This is a genomic window from Micromonospora sp. BS32 (genome assembly GCF_059089345.1).
On sequence record NZ_JBSSHR010000006.1, the window covers coordinates 1 to 15340 of the forward strand.

Genomic DNA, 15340 nt, shown 5'->3' on the forward strand with positions numbered 1-15340 from the left:
GACATCTTGTTCGGCGCGTATCTCGGCATGCGGACCCCGTCTCACCAGGATTCGCAACGACCGGTAGAAACCGCCCCGGGTCGAGTGGCCGGTTCTGCCACTCGGTCATCCCCTCGACGACCTTGTCGGTGATCGTGGAGATCGTCTGCCGGGACACCTCCGCGCCATACACCTCGGCCAAGTGGGCCTGGATCTCCCCGGTCGTCAATCCCTTGGCCGACAAGGAGATCACCATGTCCTCGACCCCGGACAGCCGGCGCTGACGCTTGCGCACGATCTGCGGCTCGAAGCTGCCGTCGCGATCGCGGGGCACCTCGATCTGCACCGGGCCGAACTCCGTCAGCACCGTCTTGCCCCGCACCCCGTTGCGGGAGTTCCCACCGTTGTTCCCGGCTGGGTCGCCCTTGTCATAGCCCAGGTGATCGGTGATCTCACCGTCCAGAGCGGCTTCCAGGACCCGCTTGGTCAGCTGCTGCAGCAGCCCACCCTCGCCGGTGAGCTGCAGACCCGCCGCGCGGGCCTGTTCCACCACCTGGGCGACGAGCTGATCGTCGACCCCGTCTCCCACCGGCCGCGCCGGTCCACGCTTCGCCACCTGGCCAGTATCGACCTCGGTGATCACGACATCCGTCATCAGGTGCTGCTCCTTGATCAGGAGTTACACCGTTCGTTTTACAGTCCCTTTGGCGACGAACGTGGCTATCCACCGCGTGACGACGGCGATGGACCTCGATGACGTACAGGTCGCAATCGACCTCGGCCCGCGCATCGACACCACGGGGCTGCCAGTCGAGCGGCAAGCGAGGCACGCCTTGGAGACCGCCCGGGCGCTGAGTGCGTGGAACAGATCGGATGAGGCACTGGCCGTCGTCCTTGCCGCCGAACAGAAGGCACCCGAGCAGATCCGCCACCACGCGATCAGCAGGCAGCTCGTGCAGAACTGGATGCGCCGCGGCCGAGGCCGTCCCAGCTACCAGCTGGCCAGCCTGGCACAGCGCGTGCATGTCACGGCCTAGATCCGTAGAGTCCGAGAGCGTGACCGACCAAGCCAAGAACGCGCGTCCGCAGGCCACTCCCAAGGTGGCGGCGGGCGCGCTCTTCGTTGACGAGCGAAACCGGCTGATGCTCGTCCGGCCTACATACAAGAGCCACTGGGACATACCAGGTGGTTATGTCGAGGAGGGCGAGAGCCCGCTGTCGGCCTGCACCAGGGAGGTCTACGAGGAGTTGGGTCTCCGAGTCACGATCGGACCTCTACTCACAGTCGACTGGGCTCCCAGACCAGACGAGGGCGACAAAGTCCTCTTCATCTTCGACGGCGGCACGCTCTCGACCGACCAGCTATCAGCCGTCGCCTTCCGGGACGGCGAGATCGCGGAATGGGCGTTCGTGGAGGCCGGGCAGCTCGACGAGCTGACCATCCCGAGGCTCGCACGTCGGCTCCGAGCCACCATGCAGGCGCGGAAGCAAGGCTTTGCGTATCTCGAAGAGGGCGCCGTTCCCGCCAAAGGTTGAGCGGGTCTTGGGCCGGACGGCCGGCCGCCGGCGATGCCGGGCTCCACTTGATCCGTTACACATCGACTTCACTTGAAGGGTGCCAGTTGGCCGGCTCTCTCCGGGCTCGGCTGTCACGGTGCGTAACTGGCGTGCCGCCTATCGCTTGGGCATGCGATCCTCGACGCTGGTCATGACGCGCGATCAGCGGCAGAAGCGGACATCTCTTGGCGGGCCGCAACTCACCAGATGTGGCACTCAGCGTCGGGGTGCCCGGCCGGCTGGCCGGGCTAGATTGCGGTCGTGATCGATTACAACCTAGAGGCCGACCGCTACGACGAGTCTCGCGGGGGCGAGGCGCGCGCCGCGGCGGCGGCTGCCGCGGTCGACCAACTCCTGCCACCCAGCGCACGGCTGCTTCTCGACGTGGCCTGCGGTACCGGCGTTGTCAGCGCCCGCTTGCGCCGGCCGGGCCGGACCATCGTTGGCGTCGACCGGTCCGCGGGCATGATTGCGAAGGCCGCCGGCCGGCTTCCCGGTAACGTGTTATTGGGCGACGCAGCGGCGCTGCCAGTGAGGTCGGGCTGGGGCGACGGGGTGCTGATGATCTGGCTGCTGCACCTCGTGCCGAATTCGGAGCAGATGATTGCCGAGGCGGCGCGGGTACTCGGCCCAACCGGTCTGCTGCTCACGACGGTGGACAAGAACGAGGCGCCGTTCACGGTGGCAAGCGACGTCGCCGAGCTGACCGGATCGCTGCGGTGCCGGTACGCCGGCGAGCGGGCTGACGGGCACGGCCGGGTTATCGCCGCGGCAGACCGGCATGGGCTGCGCCAAGTGGCCGAGACGACGTTCGCTGGCGTCGGCCAGGGCCGTACGCCGCGGCAATGGATCGGGCGCATCCGTGGCGAAGTGATCCCCTGGGTGGGCAAGGACGAATCGGACGAGCTGTGCAGTGCCCTCGCGGCGCTGCCCGATCAACACACGCCCCGGCCGGACCCGGTGTACCGCTTGGTCGCACTCGCCCGCTGACGAGAACGCCGACCAAGCGCCGAAGCCCGTCGGCACCGGACGGATCAGTGCAGACTCAAGGCGTCCAAGATGCAGTGCACCCACCTCGGCAGAAGCGGATGCCTGGCACACCAGCCGTCGTGGACAGTCGGCGTCACGGTCCGTATCCGGCATGCTCAAGGCCCTGTTAACCCATCAACTGAAGTCACCGTTTAGTGCATCAAGCGGAGTACGACAGCCGGCCGCCGGCGATGTGGTTCAAACTTTCTGTACGTCTTCAAGGCGGCCCGCAACGGGCCGCACGCGCCGCCGCCAGGGCGCGCGCCGGCCGCTGCCGCTGGCGCTCTGCGGCCGTCACGCCTGATGCCCGGCGGCTGGCGCGGACAGCGGAAAGCCCGGGGGGCCGCCGCTGAACGACACGCCGTTGACCGGTGGTGTGGTGGGCCGGCAGCCGGTCGGGCCGCGCGGCCAGGACCCGCGCGGCGTAGGGGAGCGCACGCCGGCCGCGTCGGCGATCTGGCGGCGAGTGCGGGGTTGCGGTTAGTGCGCCTCCGGCGGGGGCGCTCCGGCTCCAGGATGGCCGGGGCTCCGCCGGCGGGTCACGGTTCGTGGGTGGTTGCGGCAGGCCATCCCGTCTGCCACCGACCCGGGCGAGCCGAGCAGACCACCGCCCGACCCGCCACCGCTCGAACGTGCGTCAAGGTCCGCCTGACGTGGCGGGCCGGGCGGCGGCCCGCTCCCCGGAGGGCGGGTCGACGGCAGACGGGATGGCAAGGGAGCGTCGTGGCTGGGGAACCCAGTCTGGTATACCGCCATACTTAGCCTCAACCGCGCTCCTGGTGGCATTTGCTAAGCCTGACCACAACACACTCCGCAAGCCACTGCCGGTCACCCTATCGAAGTGACCTAGCACCGCTAGCGACAGGGCCATGTCCAGGACATCTTCTCTGGGCTTGTCGGGAAATTCTCGGCGAATATTGCTGCACGCATTATTAACGGCTTGCTCGAATTCAACAAGAATTCCATCGGGGGCGAAAATGCCAACCGAACATAGTAGATCCCATAAGACGAACGCTCCGTAGCTGTGAGCGGCGTCAGCGGCCTTCCGGTTCTCGCGTTCCTTCGCCTCTCTAAACCATTCTTCGCCCAGAAGAAACTTTCCCTCCGCGTGACTAATCCGCGCCTTCCATGCAATTTTACGCGCCGCGTCCTCATCGAACACGGCGCCGTTACGAAAATTAATCAGGCAACTCTTCTTGCTTGACGTAATCAGCTCGTATGGGTGCACCTGCTCACGAGGGTAGGCATACCAACCTTGATCCTGCGCCACATCCCAGAGGACCAGGACGACAATGTCGGCGCTGCTCACCCATCGAACTGCGTGCTCCCAAGGTACTCGGAGAGAGCGGTGTGACGTGTCGACTGCAAGGGGCGAGCTAGATGTTCCTTTTACCTGCACCCAAAATCGCGATGCATCTACTCTGTCGTCAAGGCATGTCTGGACTAACAGATCTTCCCCATAATCGTTTCTGATTTCTTCTGCCGCCGCACCGACAGCCGCCCATACACGGGAAACGGCGGCGACAGCTATAGATCCGACCCTGTGCTCGTGTGCACCCCGAGGCATTCAATCTCCTGGGTAGCGTTTGGTCCCCGAGATGACTGAGGATATATCAACGGGGGTTGTTGGCCCAATGAGCGAAGGTCGCGAGCGAGGACCGATTGTCGGGTGGCCGACACGACGGCGCCCTGCTGCCGAAGAGGCCGTCACGGCGAGAGGGTAGCGCTTCCGAATGCTGTCCCAACCCTGCCCTGACTATTCCTGAGCCCCTGCCCTGACTATTCCTGAGCCTCGTCGGGGAGAACCTGGCCAGTAACTAAATCCCACGGCACGCTGCCATCTCTGGCGTCTGTATAGCCCTCGACGCCCGTCATGAACAACGAGACGGACCGGCCTCTCAGGCGTAAACCGCCGCGGAAACTCGGAAGGTTAGTCGGGAACATCGGAATAGGATGCCAACCTCTTGCGACTTCGTCCCATTCTATTTCGAATTGGTCATTCCTTAGCGCCGACGAGGGGCGGGCGATCAAGCTAACTGCCTTGTACCAATCGAACTCGTGAACCTTTTGCAAGCGCGGAAAGGTTAAGACGCTCAAATCCACATCAACGGGATCGGGATTTCTCTGTAGGAATTTCAGACAACTTTCTGCGTCTAAGCGAGAACTGCACACAAGGAATGCTTGTGCGCTTCGGCAAACCGATACATTGATTTTGCCAACATCTTTGTCTGAAAGGTGGGAATGTTCAATGATGGCGCGCCAATTTCCCTCGCCCGACTCAAAAAGAATCTTGCGGCCGTAATGTAGCGGCGTAGGAGAAAGGCTGAGTGCAGTCGAGGGGTCAAGGGGAATCATGATGTTAGAAGTCCCGGCAGGGTGATTGGCATAACCCACGTCGGAGGTTACGAATGACGTGCCGACGGGGGCGTGAAGGACCACCCACCTGCTGGCCATGATGGGGGCCAGAGCCCTCTGGAGGGCAATGTTCCTCGACATATTGACGCTATCTCGATAGAACCGCTCGGGATTCTGCTGACTCTCGGCTAGAAGAGAAAGCGTTGATGAATCCAACTGGGTCCGGTCGAAATGCGTGCCTCTCACGAACATCCCGGCGGCAAAGGGGACAAGTGTCCTAAGCCAGAGCCCCGCGTCGCATGATGGTGGTGCGATGTCGACAATGCTGTCGATCGCGGGACTAAGGGGACCTTCATATTCGGCCCAGATATCATCGATCACGGTAGGCGGCGATAAGGCCGGATCGGATATTCGGTAATAACCGCCAATGGCCGCAATGTGCTCCGCGCGTCCGCGATAAACTTTGCTAGGCGAACGGTTCGCCACCCACAAACGTCTATGGCGCGCTACCGAAAAAGTATCAAGTGAGAAGCGCGCTAAGAAACCTGCAGGAATATAATGGTCCTTTGCCATTTGGCCCTCGCCTACATCGACTCGCATTGTCTAGGGTAGGGCGGCCGTCAAGCAGCAGCTCGGCCGCACGGACGCGGACAGACCCCACCGGACGAAGCGCCCAGCGAAATCATCGATCACGATCCGTCTCTGACGACAAGTAGCGATGGCCGGGACCTGCATGGCGACCTGGTTTGGTGTCGACCGTCGACCGTCGGCAGGTTGGATCCGGCTCCCCCGACGGGGGTCGGAGCCCAGCGGGGTCGGCGGGCTGAGTAGCCACCGAAGTAGCCAAGGCGGCGTACCCGGTCGGACCACCCCGTACTTCGGCGGAACCGCTGAGCAGCGCCGGGCGAGGCTGACGGGCCTCTGCCTGCTCCTGGCAGTGTGGGGGTCAGGGGGTCGAGTGCCATCGACTCCAGCGGAATAGGATCGAGTCGTGGCATTGGCGGAGACCAGGCTGGTCTTGATTGGGTCACCTGGTGCGGAGACGGCTGAGGTGGCCGATCATCTCGCCGCCCGGCTCGGACTTCCCTCGATCTCCATTCGGGACGCGATTCAGTCAGCGGTGCGTGCGGGATCGGAGCTCGGCGACGATCTGCGTCGGTTCATGAACGCCGAGCAGCTGCCACCGCCCGAGCTCATCGCCGCGATCGTGCAGCGCCGGCTTGGCGAACCCGACGCTGTCGACGGCTTCGTGTACTGGACGGAGTTCCCAACGCTGGCGGTGATGCGGTCGCTGGAGACATTGGGGATTCAAGCGGTGGAGCTGGTCCTAGCCGATGCCGAGGCAACGCGGCGTTTGACTGGACGCCGCACGTGCCGGGGCTGCGGGAAGATCTGGCACATCGAGTCGTTACCGACGCTCGTCGAAGGTGTCTGCGACCGGTGCGGTAGCAAGTTGTTCCATCGTGACGACGACGCCCCTGCCGCCGTCGCCCATCAATTGAGCGTCTACCACAAGCACAGCGCCCCCGTCCTGGCCCATTACCGCGCCGCAGGTTTCTTGACCAGCGTCGACGCCACCCGCCCAACAGAAGAGATCGTGACCGAGCTGACCAGTCGACTTGAGCGGAGTTGAGCACACAAGTGGGTCCAACCGGGCCGGCGAACACCCGTCCGGGGCGATTGGTGCCGACAGCATCGGTGACAGCAACGAGAACGGACTCGGGAGGCCGTGGCCAGCGGGCGGCGGACAGCTCCCCGAGGTCGCAGACGGAGACGGACGCGGGCGGCCACGACGCCCAGAACTTACAAACGAGGGGTCGCCGGAGGTCGGCGCCCGCGGAAGCGCAAGTACCGGGGCGCGCCAAGGAGCGCCCGGGTCAGGAACATCACGACCCCGAAGCCGCTGAAGACCGACACCACCAAGCCCAACTTGACGATGACCAGTAAGCCGGCTTCGAGCAGGCGGCTGGTCGGCCTGCCGTACGAGCAGTCGGTGAAGCCTTCCTTGTCACGGCAACCCTCGCGCAGCTTGACCGACCGGCCCCGATGCTCCGGTGTGACGACAGACGGGCCGATCCGGGCCTTCCGGACAGTGCCGTCGGCCGCGGTCACCACCGCATCACACTCCCACCAGTAACCGAAGCCCCGCCGGCTGATCGGGCCAACCCGCTGGCAGTCGTCGACGACCACCCGCACAGGGTGCTCGCCTGGGCCCTGAACGACAGCCCCGCTACCCGGGAAGAGGCTGCCGACGGTCATGAACCCCAGAAAGACCGTCGCTCCGGCCAGGGCCAGCAGGGCGGCGAGTCCGGCGGATCGCAGACGATACTTGGCCGGCCCCAGCGTCTGCCAGAGCCGCATCTCGCGGCCATAAATGTCGGGGTCCATCAGGTCGGAGCCGAGCAACTTCCGGATCACGGCGAGGTACCGCCGAGACTTCCACCGGGCAGCCTGCCCGCAATGCACATGGACCGGCCTCCACTCTTACACATCAGGTATCCGGCGGTCAGGTCCGTCGATCCTCCATCAACGGCCACCACCGGCGGCAGTGCCGCCACTCGTGAGTGAGCCCGCGCGCGGGCCGCGGTTACGCCGTGTGGGGCACACAGGGGGCGCAAGACGCCGTGAAGCGTCGTCAAGCAGCAGCGACCAGTGGCAGCCCTAGACGCCCTGTAGGCAGGTGTCGGACAGGATAGCGCCGGACAGCTTCCACGCCTCCGACCCTAACCACGGTCAGCAACGCGCGCCGCGACCAGCAGGACAGCCGACCGTGGACGTCGTGCGGCAGGATGGGGCGGGTGAGCGACACGCAGGACTCTGACGAGGGCGTCGACAGCGCCGCGCGGCAGTCTAAGCGGTCAGGGAAAGCGCTCTGGGAAGCTGAACGATGAGCCGGTCAACTCCCAATGATCGCCAGGCAGTTCATCGCGGGACAGAAGTTGCGGAGCGACGGCGCCTGCGCCGGTTGTACCAGGCGAAGTACCTGGGGACGCCAACCACTGCGCGTACCAGATAGAAGCCGGCACCAATTATCAAGCAAAGCGATAGTGCGCGACTGACCATGCCCACCACCGCTCCGGCGAGTCCCCAGAAGAGGGAAGCTGGCCGGCCGTAGGGCCGGCCGTAGTTGCACTCGGTGTTGTTCTTGCCAAAGCAAGCCTCACGGAACTCCACCGGCCGTCCGCGGTCATCCGGCGTGACAACCGAGTGGCCCACTGTAGCCGAAACAGTCCGACCGTCGCTCATCCGCACCGTCACGCCGCAGCGCCACCAGTAGCCGAACCCGTAGACGCTCACCGGGCCCACCCGCTGACACTTCTCCACCATCGCTACCGCGGGCTGTTCCTTGGGGGAGGATTTTATGACCCCAGTTCCGGAATAGAAACTTGTGACGGTGCTGGCCAGCCCGGTCGAAAGGACCACCCCCGAAAGCAGTGCGAGTGCCGTCAGGAACTGGGTCAGCCGGCCCCAGAATGGCCCCCGCCGTTCATACGCGACGATCTGCTCGCGCACAAGCTCAGGGGTGCTCTTGGTCGGGCCACCCTTGTTTGGCACCTGCCACTTCCTTCCTGCAGCGTTTCAGCAGCATAGGAGGCACCGTCAAGCCGACATCTACCGCTGACATCAACCGTTGCAGACGCCGGCGGACAGATGAGGAGTCGCGGCGCGCCCGGCCAGGACGTGGTAGCCGTCGGGGGACGCTGCCGCTCGTGCCGGAGCAAGCGAGGGGGTTGCCGGCGGCGGTGATGATCGACGCAGGGCCGTACCTTGCGGCAGGATGGCTCGGTGAGCGACGCACACGACGCCGACGAGGCCGTCAACCAGGGGTGGTTCTCGGTGCGGTGCGTTTTCCAATACGGCAGCGAGGCGCCGTTCGTGTATGAGGAACGCATTACGGTGTGGCGGGCGGTGAGCTTCGACGCGGCCGTCGCCCTGGCCGAGGCTGAAGCCGCCGAGTACGCGAACGAGGCTGACCGCAGCTACCTCGGCTTCGCGCAGGCATACCGCATGTTTGATGAGCTTGGCCACGGTGCCGAGGTCTACTCGCTGATGAGAGACAGTGAGCTCCCTCCGGACGCGTACCTGACAGCGTTCTTCGACACCGGCGAGGAGCGGCAGGGGACCTTGGACGAGCCAGCGGCCGATCAGCAGGTACAGCCGAGAGGCACAGCAACCAACCACGAGGAACACGGAACCATCAGTTGAGCTCCGTATTGGCGCCGCGTTGAAACGCCTTGCTGGCAATCCGTAGATCCAGGGCCCAGCAGACAAGATCCGGAACATGCGCGGAATGATCAAGGGACGTGCTGGGAAGCCGTCGGGCGTATGTCCTGGTAGAACGACGGGTGCCCCAGCGGGCGCTACACCCTTCCTAAACCGTGTGTCGCTGCTACCGGCTACCCCGGACGGTGGAAGCCCGAGGGCCGGCAACGGGAAGCACGCACCTTCACTGGGTCCGGGCGGGCAATCGTTGGGCTAGCCCTCAGCGCAGGGGGTCGTGGCCGGGGCTCATCCAGTCGACCGCGAGTGACCGGACCTGCGGCTGCTGTTCATCTGTCAGAGCCTCCAGAGAGCCCGAACAAGTATGGCGAACCGCGCCGATACTTGATCCCGTCCAAGAACTGCGATTCTGCTTCTTGCAGGACGCTAAGGGCGCTCTGTTCTCCGGTAGGCGGTGCGTGTTCCAACGGTATCGCGTTGAAAAGCAAGTCAGTCCAGGCCCCTTCCTCTTTCGACCACATTGTCAAATGGTCCGGGGCCCACAACACCCATACCGTATCCAAGTCCCTAACCGGCAATGGAGCAAGAACGGCAGCCATGACCGGAGACTCATACGCTTCGATAGCGAACCGGTCAAAAGGATGAACGATTAAGAAGGCGTTCCTTGAGTCCGCTTCGCCGGCCTTCCTGGTCAAGCTGCTGGCCGCGCGATTGAGCAAGGGTTCGGCGTCCTCAAGGATGCTATTAGCGCTCTCCACCTTGACTTGGAGTCCAAGGCCTCTAGCCTCTCCGCCTCTGCCTTCTATCCGATCTATCGAGCTTTCGAGCTCACGGAAAGGACCTGGCATCGACTTCACTTCAAAAGCTGCAGACCTAACGTCCGGCGGAAGCAAGGCAGGCGGTGAGGATGGTGTCAACTCGAATCGGAGGTCGACATCGCCGTCGACATCTAAAGCATGTGGGGCTGTCCCGAGGAATGCTGTAACCAGAATCGCCGCAAGGTGCTCGCCCGACCGCAACTTCATGCCGCGGAGCAGGGCCGGGTCAAGTTTGTGCAGCTGGACGACACTCCATGAGACGGCTTGGGGCGAAATCATGAATACGCGGCCACCCGCGTACTTCGTCAACTTCTCGTCCAACAGAACTCCTCCGAGTGAGGAGGGGTGCGGAAGAGTGTCCGCCCGACCAATGCTTGCAACGATACGCCGTCGCGGGTGCCTTCGATGACGCCGAGCAGCTCGCCAGGTCAGCAGGCTCCGCATACGCTGCCGACCTTCCTGCGCCGCAGAGGAGCCCGCCGTGTCCAAGCCCCGTTCGTTCCCTGCCGACCCTGTGAACGCCTTGTGCGCCCTGATCGCAGGGCATGGCCGCGACGCCCGCCACGCGATGCACCTCGACTACCAGCCAGCGCCGGAGCGGCCCGCGCATCGCCCGGGGCCCCGACCAGGGAGTAAGCGGGCGGGAACGGTGTCGACAGCAACGCTGACAGCAACCCCACCGGACGACGGCGCGCAAGCGAGTGCGGAGACGGACGGCACTCCGAGCTAACGACCGTTCCCGGACAAGGACGGACGTGCTGCACAGAGCTTGTAAGCGAGAAGTCGTCGGTTTTGCGAGTCCGGTCACCGCTGCGCCGCACACGTGGCGAAGCGCACGGCGGGCCCCGGAGGGGGCCCGCCGTGGCGGCTGGTGCTGTGCCGGTTATCTGGGTGGGAACTGCGATTTGCGGGCCGGTTCTGCGAGGTTGGCGGTGGGTGCCTCGGCGGTGAAGCCGATGACCGCGCAGTTGATGTCGACACCGACCGAGCCGTAGGGTGCGGGCTCGCCGGTGGCCGGGTCGACGCCGGTCAGCAGGTCGGGTCGGGTGGCTGCCAGGTTGAAGACCTCGACCTCGTCGGTTTGGCGTGTGTTGAGCCCCTGCTCGACGGCCTTCTCGGTCCACAGGCCGAGCTGCGCGTCCCACAGCGGGCTGTAGGCGTGGGAGTGACGCGGGTCGGCCAGGGTCGGGAAGTCACCGAACACGTTGAGCAGGTCACCGCCGTTACGCAGCGCGTTGATCAGGCGCTCGTTGTCGGCGCGGGCGTCCTGGGAGATGTGCCCGTCTTCGGCCAGGTGGACGAAGCCTTGCGCCTCGGGGTTGTCGGCCCCGGTCTGGCCGTTGATGAAGCCGAACAGCCGTTCGCGGGCGGAGCCGAGGAAGTCGTCGCCGCCGTTGAAGGCCGCCCTGTCCAGCGCGGGTACGAAGGTGGAGCGCTCCAGCACTGCGGTCAGCGGCTGACCGGCGTCGGTGCTGAGGTAGAGGATCGGCTGGCCGGCGTCGAAGCCCTTGACGAACAGCATGTCGACCCAGGACTCGTTGAACTGGCCGGGCGGTGAGGGGGGTGCGATGTGCACGCCCAGGACCCGGTCGCCCGTGTCGGTGTGGTGCTTGACGTCGAAGTCGGGGCCGTCGCCGGTGGCCACGATCGGGGCGTTGTAGACGACGTTGGATCCCTTGATGCGGATGAACGGGCTGTACCCTTCGTTGGCCACCGCCCCGGGCTGGAACTCGGCGAGCGGGAAGCCGTTGGGCCCCGGTACCGCGACGCGGGTCGGGCTGAAGTCCGGCACGCCCTGGAAGTTGACCACCGCGGGTCCGAACCGGTTCTCCTGCGGGGTGGGCGAGTCGAGGGTCACCGTCTGCACGCACTCGCGGCAGCCGATGGCGAGGTTGGCCAGCTTGGGCGCGAAGTTCACGCCCAGGTCGTTCGCCAACCCCTCATCGGAGGCGTCCATCAGCACGAACCACACCGTCTCGCCGTCGGGACCCCTGCCCGGGTACAGCGGCAGCCGCACCGTCTCCTTGCTCAGATCGACCTGGATCGCGCTACCCAAGGTCAGCTTGTCCCGGGGCAGCAGCCCGTTCAGCTGCCCCAGGCCCTCAGCTGCACCCGGCCGGCCATGGGTGGGCGGCGGGCCCTGGTCCCCGTCATGCCGGGGCCCGTCATCGGCGAAGACAGGCTCAAGGATGGGTGGTCCAGCGGCGGACAGCACCGCAGCAGCCGCCAACACAGCCAGCCCGGCGATCCGTTTCCTTCGCATAATGCTCCTTCCGCAGCCTATGACGGCTAAGCGAGAAATCCACCGGTCTGGAGGCTATGCGAAGAACCGTTCAGGTTTGCCCGAGAAGCGGCCAGTGCACCAGAACGGGTGGTGGTGCGCCAAAACCCATTCCAACGGCACGGACGATGCGAGGGAGTCTGGACGGCTTCGAGGGATTGCAGCCAGTCTCGATCGTCCCCCCGATGCGCCCCCAGACCCTGAGCGACGACGGGTGATGGCTGGACTCAGCCGGACTAGACGAGAACGGCCCCCAACCGGCATTTCTGCTGGTCAGCGGCCGTTCTCGCACCTGGTGGCGGGTAGAGGATTCGAACCTCTGTAGCTTTCGCGACGGATTTACACGCCGCCGCCGCGGTGTCGCTGAACTGGGCCGTCTTCGGGCCGTCTGGGCCGTCAACGGGCCGTCAAACGTCGACCAACGATGACCGTGGACAACAAGCAGCACCCGAAGAAGCAGCAGGTCAGCCACCCCGTAAGGGCGGCTGACCTGGTGGGCGACGGACGAGTCGACCTGTACGCCGGATTCTGTGCGCGGCGCGTACCCCTCGCGAGTCACGCGCCGGCGGCGGCCATCCATCTCGGCCTGCCGTTGCCGACAGGCTCATGCGGCCTACCCGCAGACATCGGGCGGGCAGCCCTCAAGCGTCTGCGCCGGGTCGTCACCTTGCGGTGACTGCCCTTGCTTGGCCTTGCTCCGGGTGGGGTTTACCGAGCCACCCCGGTCACCCGGGGTGCTGGTGGGCTCTTACCCCACCGTTTCACCCTTACCGACCCGAATGGGCCGGCGGTCTGTTTTCTGTGGCACTGTCCCGCGGGTCACCCCGGGTTGCCGTTAGCAACCACCCTGCCCTGTGGAGTCCGGACGTTCCTCGGCGACGGGCCGGAGCCCGTCGACGCGACCGCCCGGTCGACTCGTCCGTCGCACCCCATCTTAACGACGCGGCGGTGCCGCCCATTTCCGCCCTGACGGAACGTCGCCTCAGTGCTCCGCGAGCGGTTCGGCGGCCGCCGGCCCACCGGACACGGCCCGAGCGGCGCGGACCGGGGCGTACTAGCCTCGGGCACCATGGATCTTTCCGACGCCGCGCTCCTGCTCGCCGCCGGTCTCGCCGCGGGCACGGTGAACGCGGTGGCCGGGGGCGGTTCACTCATCACCTTCCCCGCCCTGATCGCGGTCGGCCTGCCGCCGGTGCCGGCGAACGTGACCAACTCGGTCTCGGTCTGCCCCGGCTACCTGGCGAGCGTGGCGGGCAGCCGGGCCGACCTGCCGCCGGTCCGTCGGCTGGCGCCCCTGGTGCCCACCACCGTCGTCGGCGCGGTGCTGGGCTGCCTGCTGCTGCTGGCCACCCCGGCGCGCGCCTTCGAGCTGGTCGTACCGTTCCTGGTGCTCGGCGCGACGGCGGTGCTGGCCTTCCAGGATCCGCTGCGCCGGCTGGTCGGGCACCCGCGGGACCTGTCGCCGCGCCGCCGGACGGTCACCGTGCAGGCGATGGTCGCGGTGGGCGCGGTGTACGGCGGCTACTTCGGCGCGGCCCTGGGCGTCATGTTGGTCGCCGGGCTGGCCCTGGTGCTGGACAGCACGCTGGCCCGGGTGACCGCGATCAAGAACCTGCTCTCCGCGGTGGTCGGGCTGACCACGGTCGCGGTGTTCGCGCTCTTCGGCCCGGTGAACTGGGCGGCGGTCGCGGTGGTCGCGCCGGCCACGCTGGTCGGCGGGTACGCCGGCGCCCGGCTGGTCCGACGGCTGCCGCCAGTGCTGTTGAAGGCGCTGATCGTCGCCTTCGGCACGGTGATCGGGCTCTACCTGCTCTGGCGCGCGCTGCGTTAGAGCGGCCGGAGCACGGCCGGTCAGTACGCCTCGCCGACCGGCTCCTCCGGCGCGTGCTCGGCCTGCCGGGCGGCGCGGTTCCAGCGGGACCAGAGCACCCGCTCGCCGTAGCCGGCGGCCATCAGGTGCGCGAAGGCCAGGTAGACCAGCACCCCGACGGCGAGCACCCCGAAGCCCAGCCAGAAGGGCAGCGCGAGGCCGTGCTCGGCGAGCTTGCCGGAGATGATCGGCGCGGGCGCGGCGGCGCCCCAGCGGACCAGGTTGAACGCGCCGGTGGCGACCCGCCGGTCGGTGGAGCCGAGACCGAGCGCGAGGTCGGTGAGGTTGGCGTTGGCCAGGCCCATGCAGAGCCCGGCGAGCACCAGCACCACCAGCGACTCCGCGGTGCTGCCGGAGGTGGCGAAGAGGACCATGCAGACCAGCAGGCCGGCGATGGCCACGCCGACGGTCTGCACCGCGCCGATCCGGTGCGCGAGCCGGTGGCCGATCACCAGGATGCCGGCGGCCAGGCCCAGGCCCCAGCCGGTGAAGGCCAGGCCCAACGGGATGACGTCGAGGCCGAGGAAGAGCGGCGTGTAGCCGAGCACCACGAAGAAGACGAAGTTGTAGGCGGCGGTGACCACGCAGAGGGTGACGAACGCCGGCCTGCGGTAGGTCGCGAAGATCTGACCCACCCGTACGGGCGCCTGCCGGTTGGCCGGCTCGCGGAGCTTGCGGGACGCCACGGCCAGGGCGAGCACCATGAACACGCCGCAGACGAAGAACGGCAGCCGCCAGCTCACCTCGCCGAGCAGGCCGCCGATCAGCGGGCCGACGGCGAAGCCGAGGCCGAGCGCGGTCTCGAAGAGGCCGACCACCCACTCCCGGTCGTTGGCCAGGTTGACCAGCACCACCATGGCCGTGGCGAAGAACATCGCGTTGCCCAGCCCCCAGACGCCGCGCAGCACCGACAGCTGCACGATGTCGTTGCTGAACGAGGCGAGCATGGCGGCCAGGCCGACCACCGAGACGCCGGTGACCAGCACCGGCTTGAAGCCGAACTTCCCGCTGGCCAGGGTGGCCGGGATCATGCCGAGCGCCATCACCGCGATGTACGCGGTGAAGAGCAGCTCGACCTGCCAGGCGGTGACGCCGATCGCCGCGCCGATGGCGGGCAGGATCGGGTCCACCACGGCGATGCCGGCGATGGCGAGGAAGGCCACCAGCGTGGTGGCGTAGATGGCACTGCGGTTGGGCTCGGTACGCCGATCCACTTCGCCTCCCAGGTAG

Annotated in this window: 14 protein-coding genes and 1 other RNA gene; 6 read left to right on the forward strand and 9 right to left on the reverse strand. The window is 66.3% G+C overall.

Annotated features, from left to right (window positions below; all coding sequences use genetic code 11):
* On the reverse strand, positions 1-634 hold a 634-nt coding region (locus AC5RWQ_RS11485; protein ID WP_494282727.1), incomplete at its 3' end, for a transposase.
* Positions 635-647: 13 nt separating this feature from the next.
* Here AC5RWQ_RS11485 and AC5RWQ_RS11490 point away from each other — a divergent pair.
* The 3 genes from AC5RWQ_RS11490 to AC5RWQ_RS11500 all read left to right on the forward strand — a co-directional run bounded on the left by AC5RWQ_RS11490 (position 648) and on the right by AC5RWQ_RS11500 (position 2526).
* The gene (locus tag AC5RWQ_RS11490; RefSeq protein ID WP_494282728.1) at positions 648-1016 is read left to right on the forward strand and encodes a hypothetical protein; all 369 of its coding nucleotides are present in this window, start codon (positions 648-650) and stop codon (positions 1014-1016) included.
* Between the two features lie 19 nt (positions 1017-1035).
* Entirely contained in the window at positions 1036-1515 is a 480-nt protein-coding gene (locus tag AC5RWQ_RS11495; RefSeq protein ID WP_494282729.1) for an NUDIX domain-containing protein, read from the forward strand.
* A 282-nt stretch (positions 1516-1797) separates the two neighbouring features.
* Positions 1798-2526, forward strand: a complete 729-nt coding sequence (locus tag AC5RWQ_RS11500; protein ID WP_494282730.1) for a class I SAM-dependent methyltransferase — start codon at positions 1798-1800, stop codon at positions 2524-2526.
* 676 nt (positions 2527-3202) lie between these two features.
* On the opposite strand, the gene AC5RWQ_RS11505 is transcribed toward AC5RWQ_RS11500, so the two are convergent.
* Positions 3203-4132, reverse strand: coding sequence for a DUF4365 domain-containing protein (locus AC5RWQ_RS11505; protein ID WP_494282731.1), 930 nt, complete (start codon positions 4130-4132; stop codon positions 3203-3205).
* Between the two features lie 212 nt (positions 4133-4344).
* Positions 4345-5493, reverse strand: coding sequence for a DUF4238 domain-containing protein (locus tag AC5RWQ_RS11510; protein WP_494282732.1), 1149 nt, complete (start codon positions 5491-5493; stop codon positions 4345-4347).
* Positions 5494-5911: 418 nt separating this feature from the next.
* Here AC5RWQ_RS11510 and AC5RWQ_RS11515 point away from each other — a divergent pair, with 418 nt between their 5' ends.
* On the forward strand, positions 5912-6553 hold the full coding sequence (locus tag AC5RWQ_RS11515) for an adenylate kinase family protein (RefSeq protein ID WP_494282733.1): 642 nt from the start codon (positions 5912-5914) through the stop codon (positions 6551-6553).
* 170 nt (positions 6554-6723) lie between these two features.
* Here AC5RWQ_RS11515 and AC5RWQ_RS11520 read toward each other — a convergent pair whose 3' ends face one another.
* Together AC5RWQ_RS11520 and AC5RWQ_RS11525 are read right to left on the reverse strand one after the other, a co-directional pair.
* On the reverse strand, positions 6724-7338 hold the full coding sequence (locus AC5RWQ_RS11520; RefSeq protein WP_494282734.1) for a DUF6346 domain-containing protein: 615 nt from the start codon (positions 7336-7338) through the stop codon (positions 6724-6726).
* Positions 7339-7842: 504 nt separating this feature from the next.
* Positions 7843-8475: a DUF6346 domain-containing protein gene (locus AC5RWQ_RS11525; RefSeq protein ID WP_494282735.1), complete on the reverse strand. Its 633-nt coding sequence runs from the start codon at positions 8473-8475 to the stop codon at positions 7843-7845.
* A gap of 231 nt (positions 8476-8706) precedes the next feature.
* Here AC5RWQ_RS11525 and AC5RWQ_RS11530 point away from each other — a divergent pair, with 231 nt between their 5' ends.
* Positions 8707-9126 (forward strand): hypothetical protein, encoded by a 420-nt coding sequence (locus AC5RWQ_RS11530; protein ID WP_494282736.1) that lies wholly within the window; start codon positions 8707-8709, stop codon positions 9124-9126.
* Positions 9127-9470: 344 nt separating this feature from the next.
* Here AC5RWQ_RS11530 and AC5RWQ_RS11535 read toward each other — a convergent pair whose 3' ends face one another.
* The 3 genes from AC5RWQ_RS11535 to rnpB all read right to left on the reverse strand — a co-directional run bounded on the left by AC5RWQ_RS11535 (position 9471) and on the right by rnpB (position 13158).
* Positions 9471-10280, reverse strand: coding sequence for a hypothetical protein (locus AC5RWQ_RS11535; protein ID WP_494282737.1), 810 nt, complete (start codon positions 10278-10280; stop codon positions 9471-9473).
* A gap of 562 nt (positions 10281-10842) precedes the next feature.
* Positions 10843-12015 carry a hypothetical protein gene (locus AC5RWQ_RS11540; protein ID WP_494282738.1) on the reverse strand — a complete coding sequence of 391 codons (1173 nt, stop codon included), beginning with the start codon at positions 12013-12015 and terminating at the stop codon, positions 10843-10845.
* Positions 12016-12741: 726 nt separating this feature from the next.
* Positions 12742-13158, reverse strand: an RNA gene (gene rnpB / locus AC5RWQ_RS11545) — RNase P RNA component class A.
* Between the two features lie 151 nt (positions 13159-13309).
* Between rnpB and AC5RWQ_RS11550 the strand changes: the two genes are divergently transcribed.
* Positions 13310-14071, forward strand: a complete 762-nt coding sequence (locus AC5RWQ_RS11550) for a sulfite exporter TauE/SafE family protein (RefSeq protein ID WP_334485830.1) — start codon at positions 13310-13312, stop codon at positions 14069-14071.
* Between the two features lie 20 nt (positions 14072-14091).
* Here AC5RWQ_RS11550 and AC5RWQ_RS11555 read toward each other — a convergent pair whose 3' ends face one another.
* Positions 14092-15324 (reverse strand): MFS transporter, encoded by a 1233-nt coding sequence (locus AC5RWQ_RS11555; RefSeq protein ID WP_494282739.1) that lies wholly within the window; start codon positions 15322-15324, stop codon positions 14092-14094.
* Positions 15325-15340 lie beyond the last annotated feature (16 nt).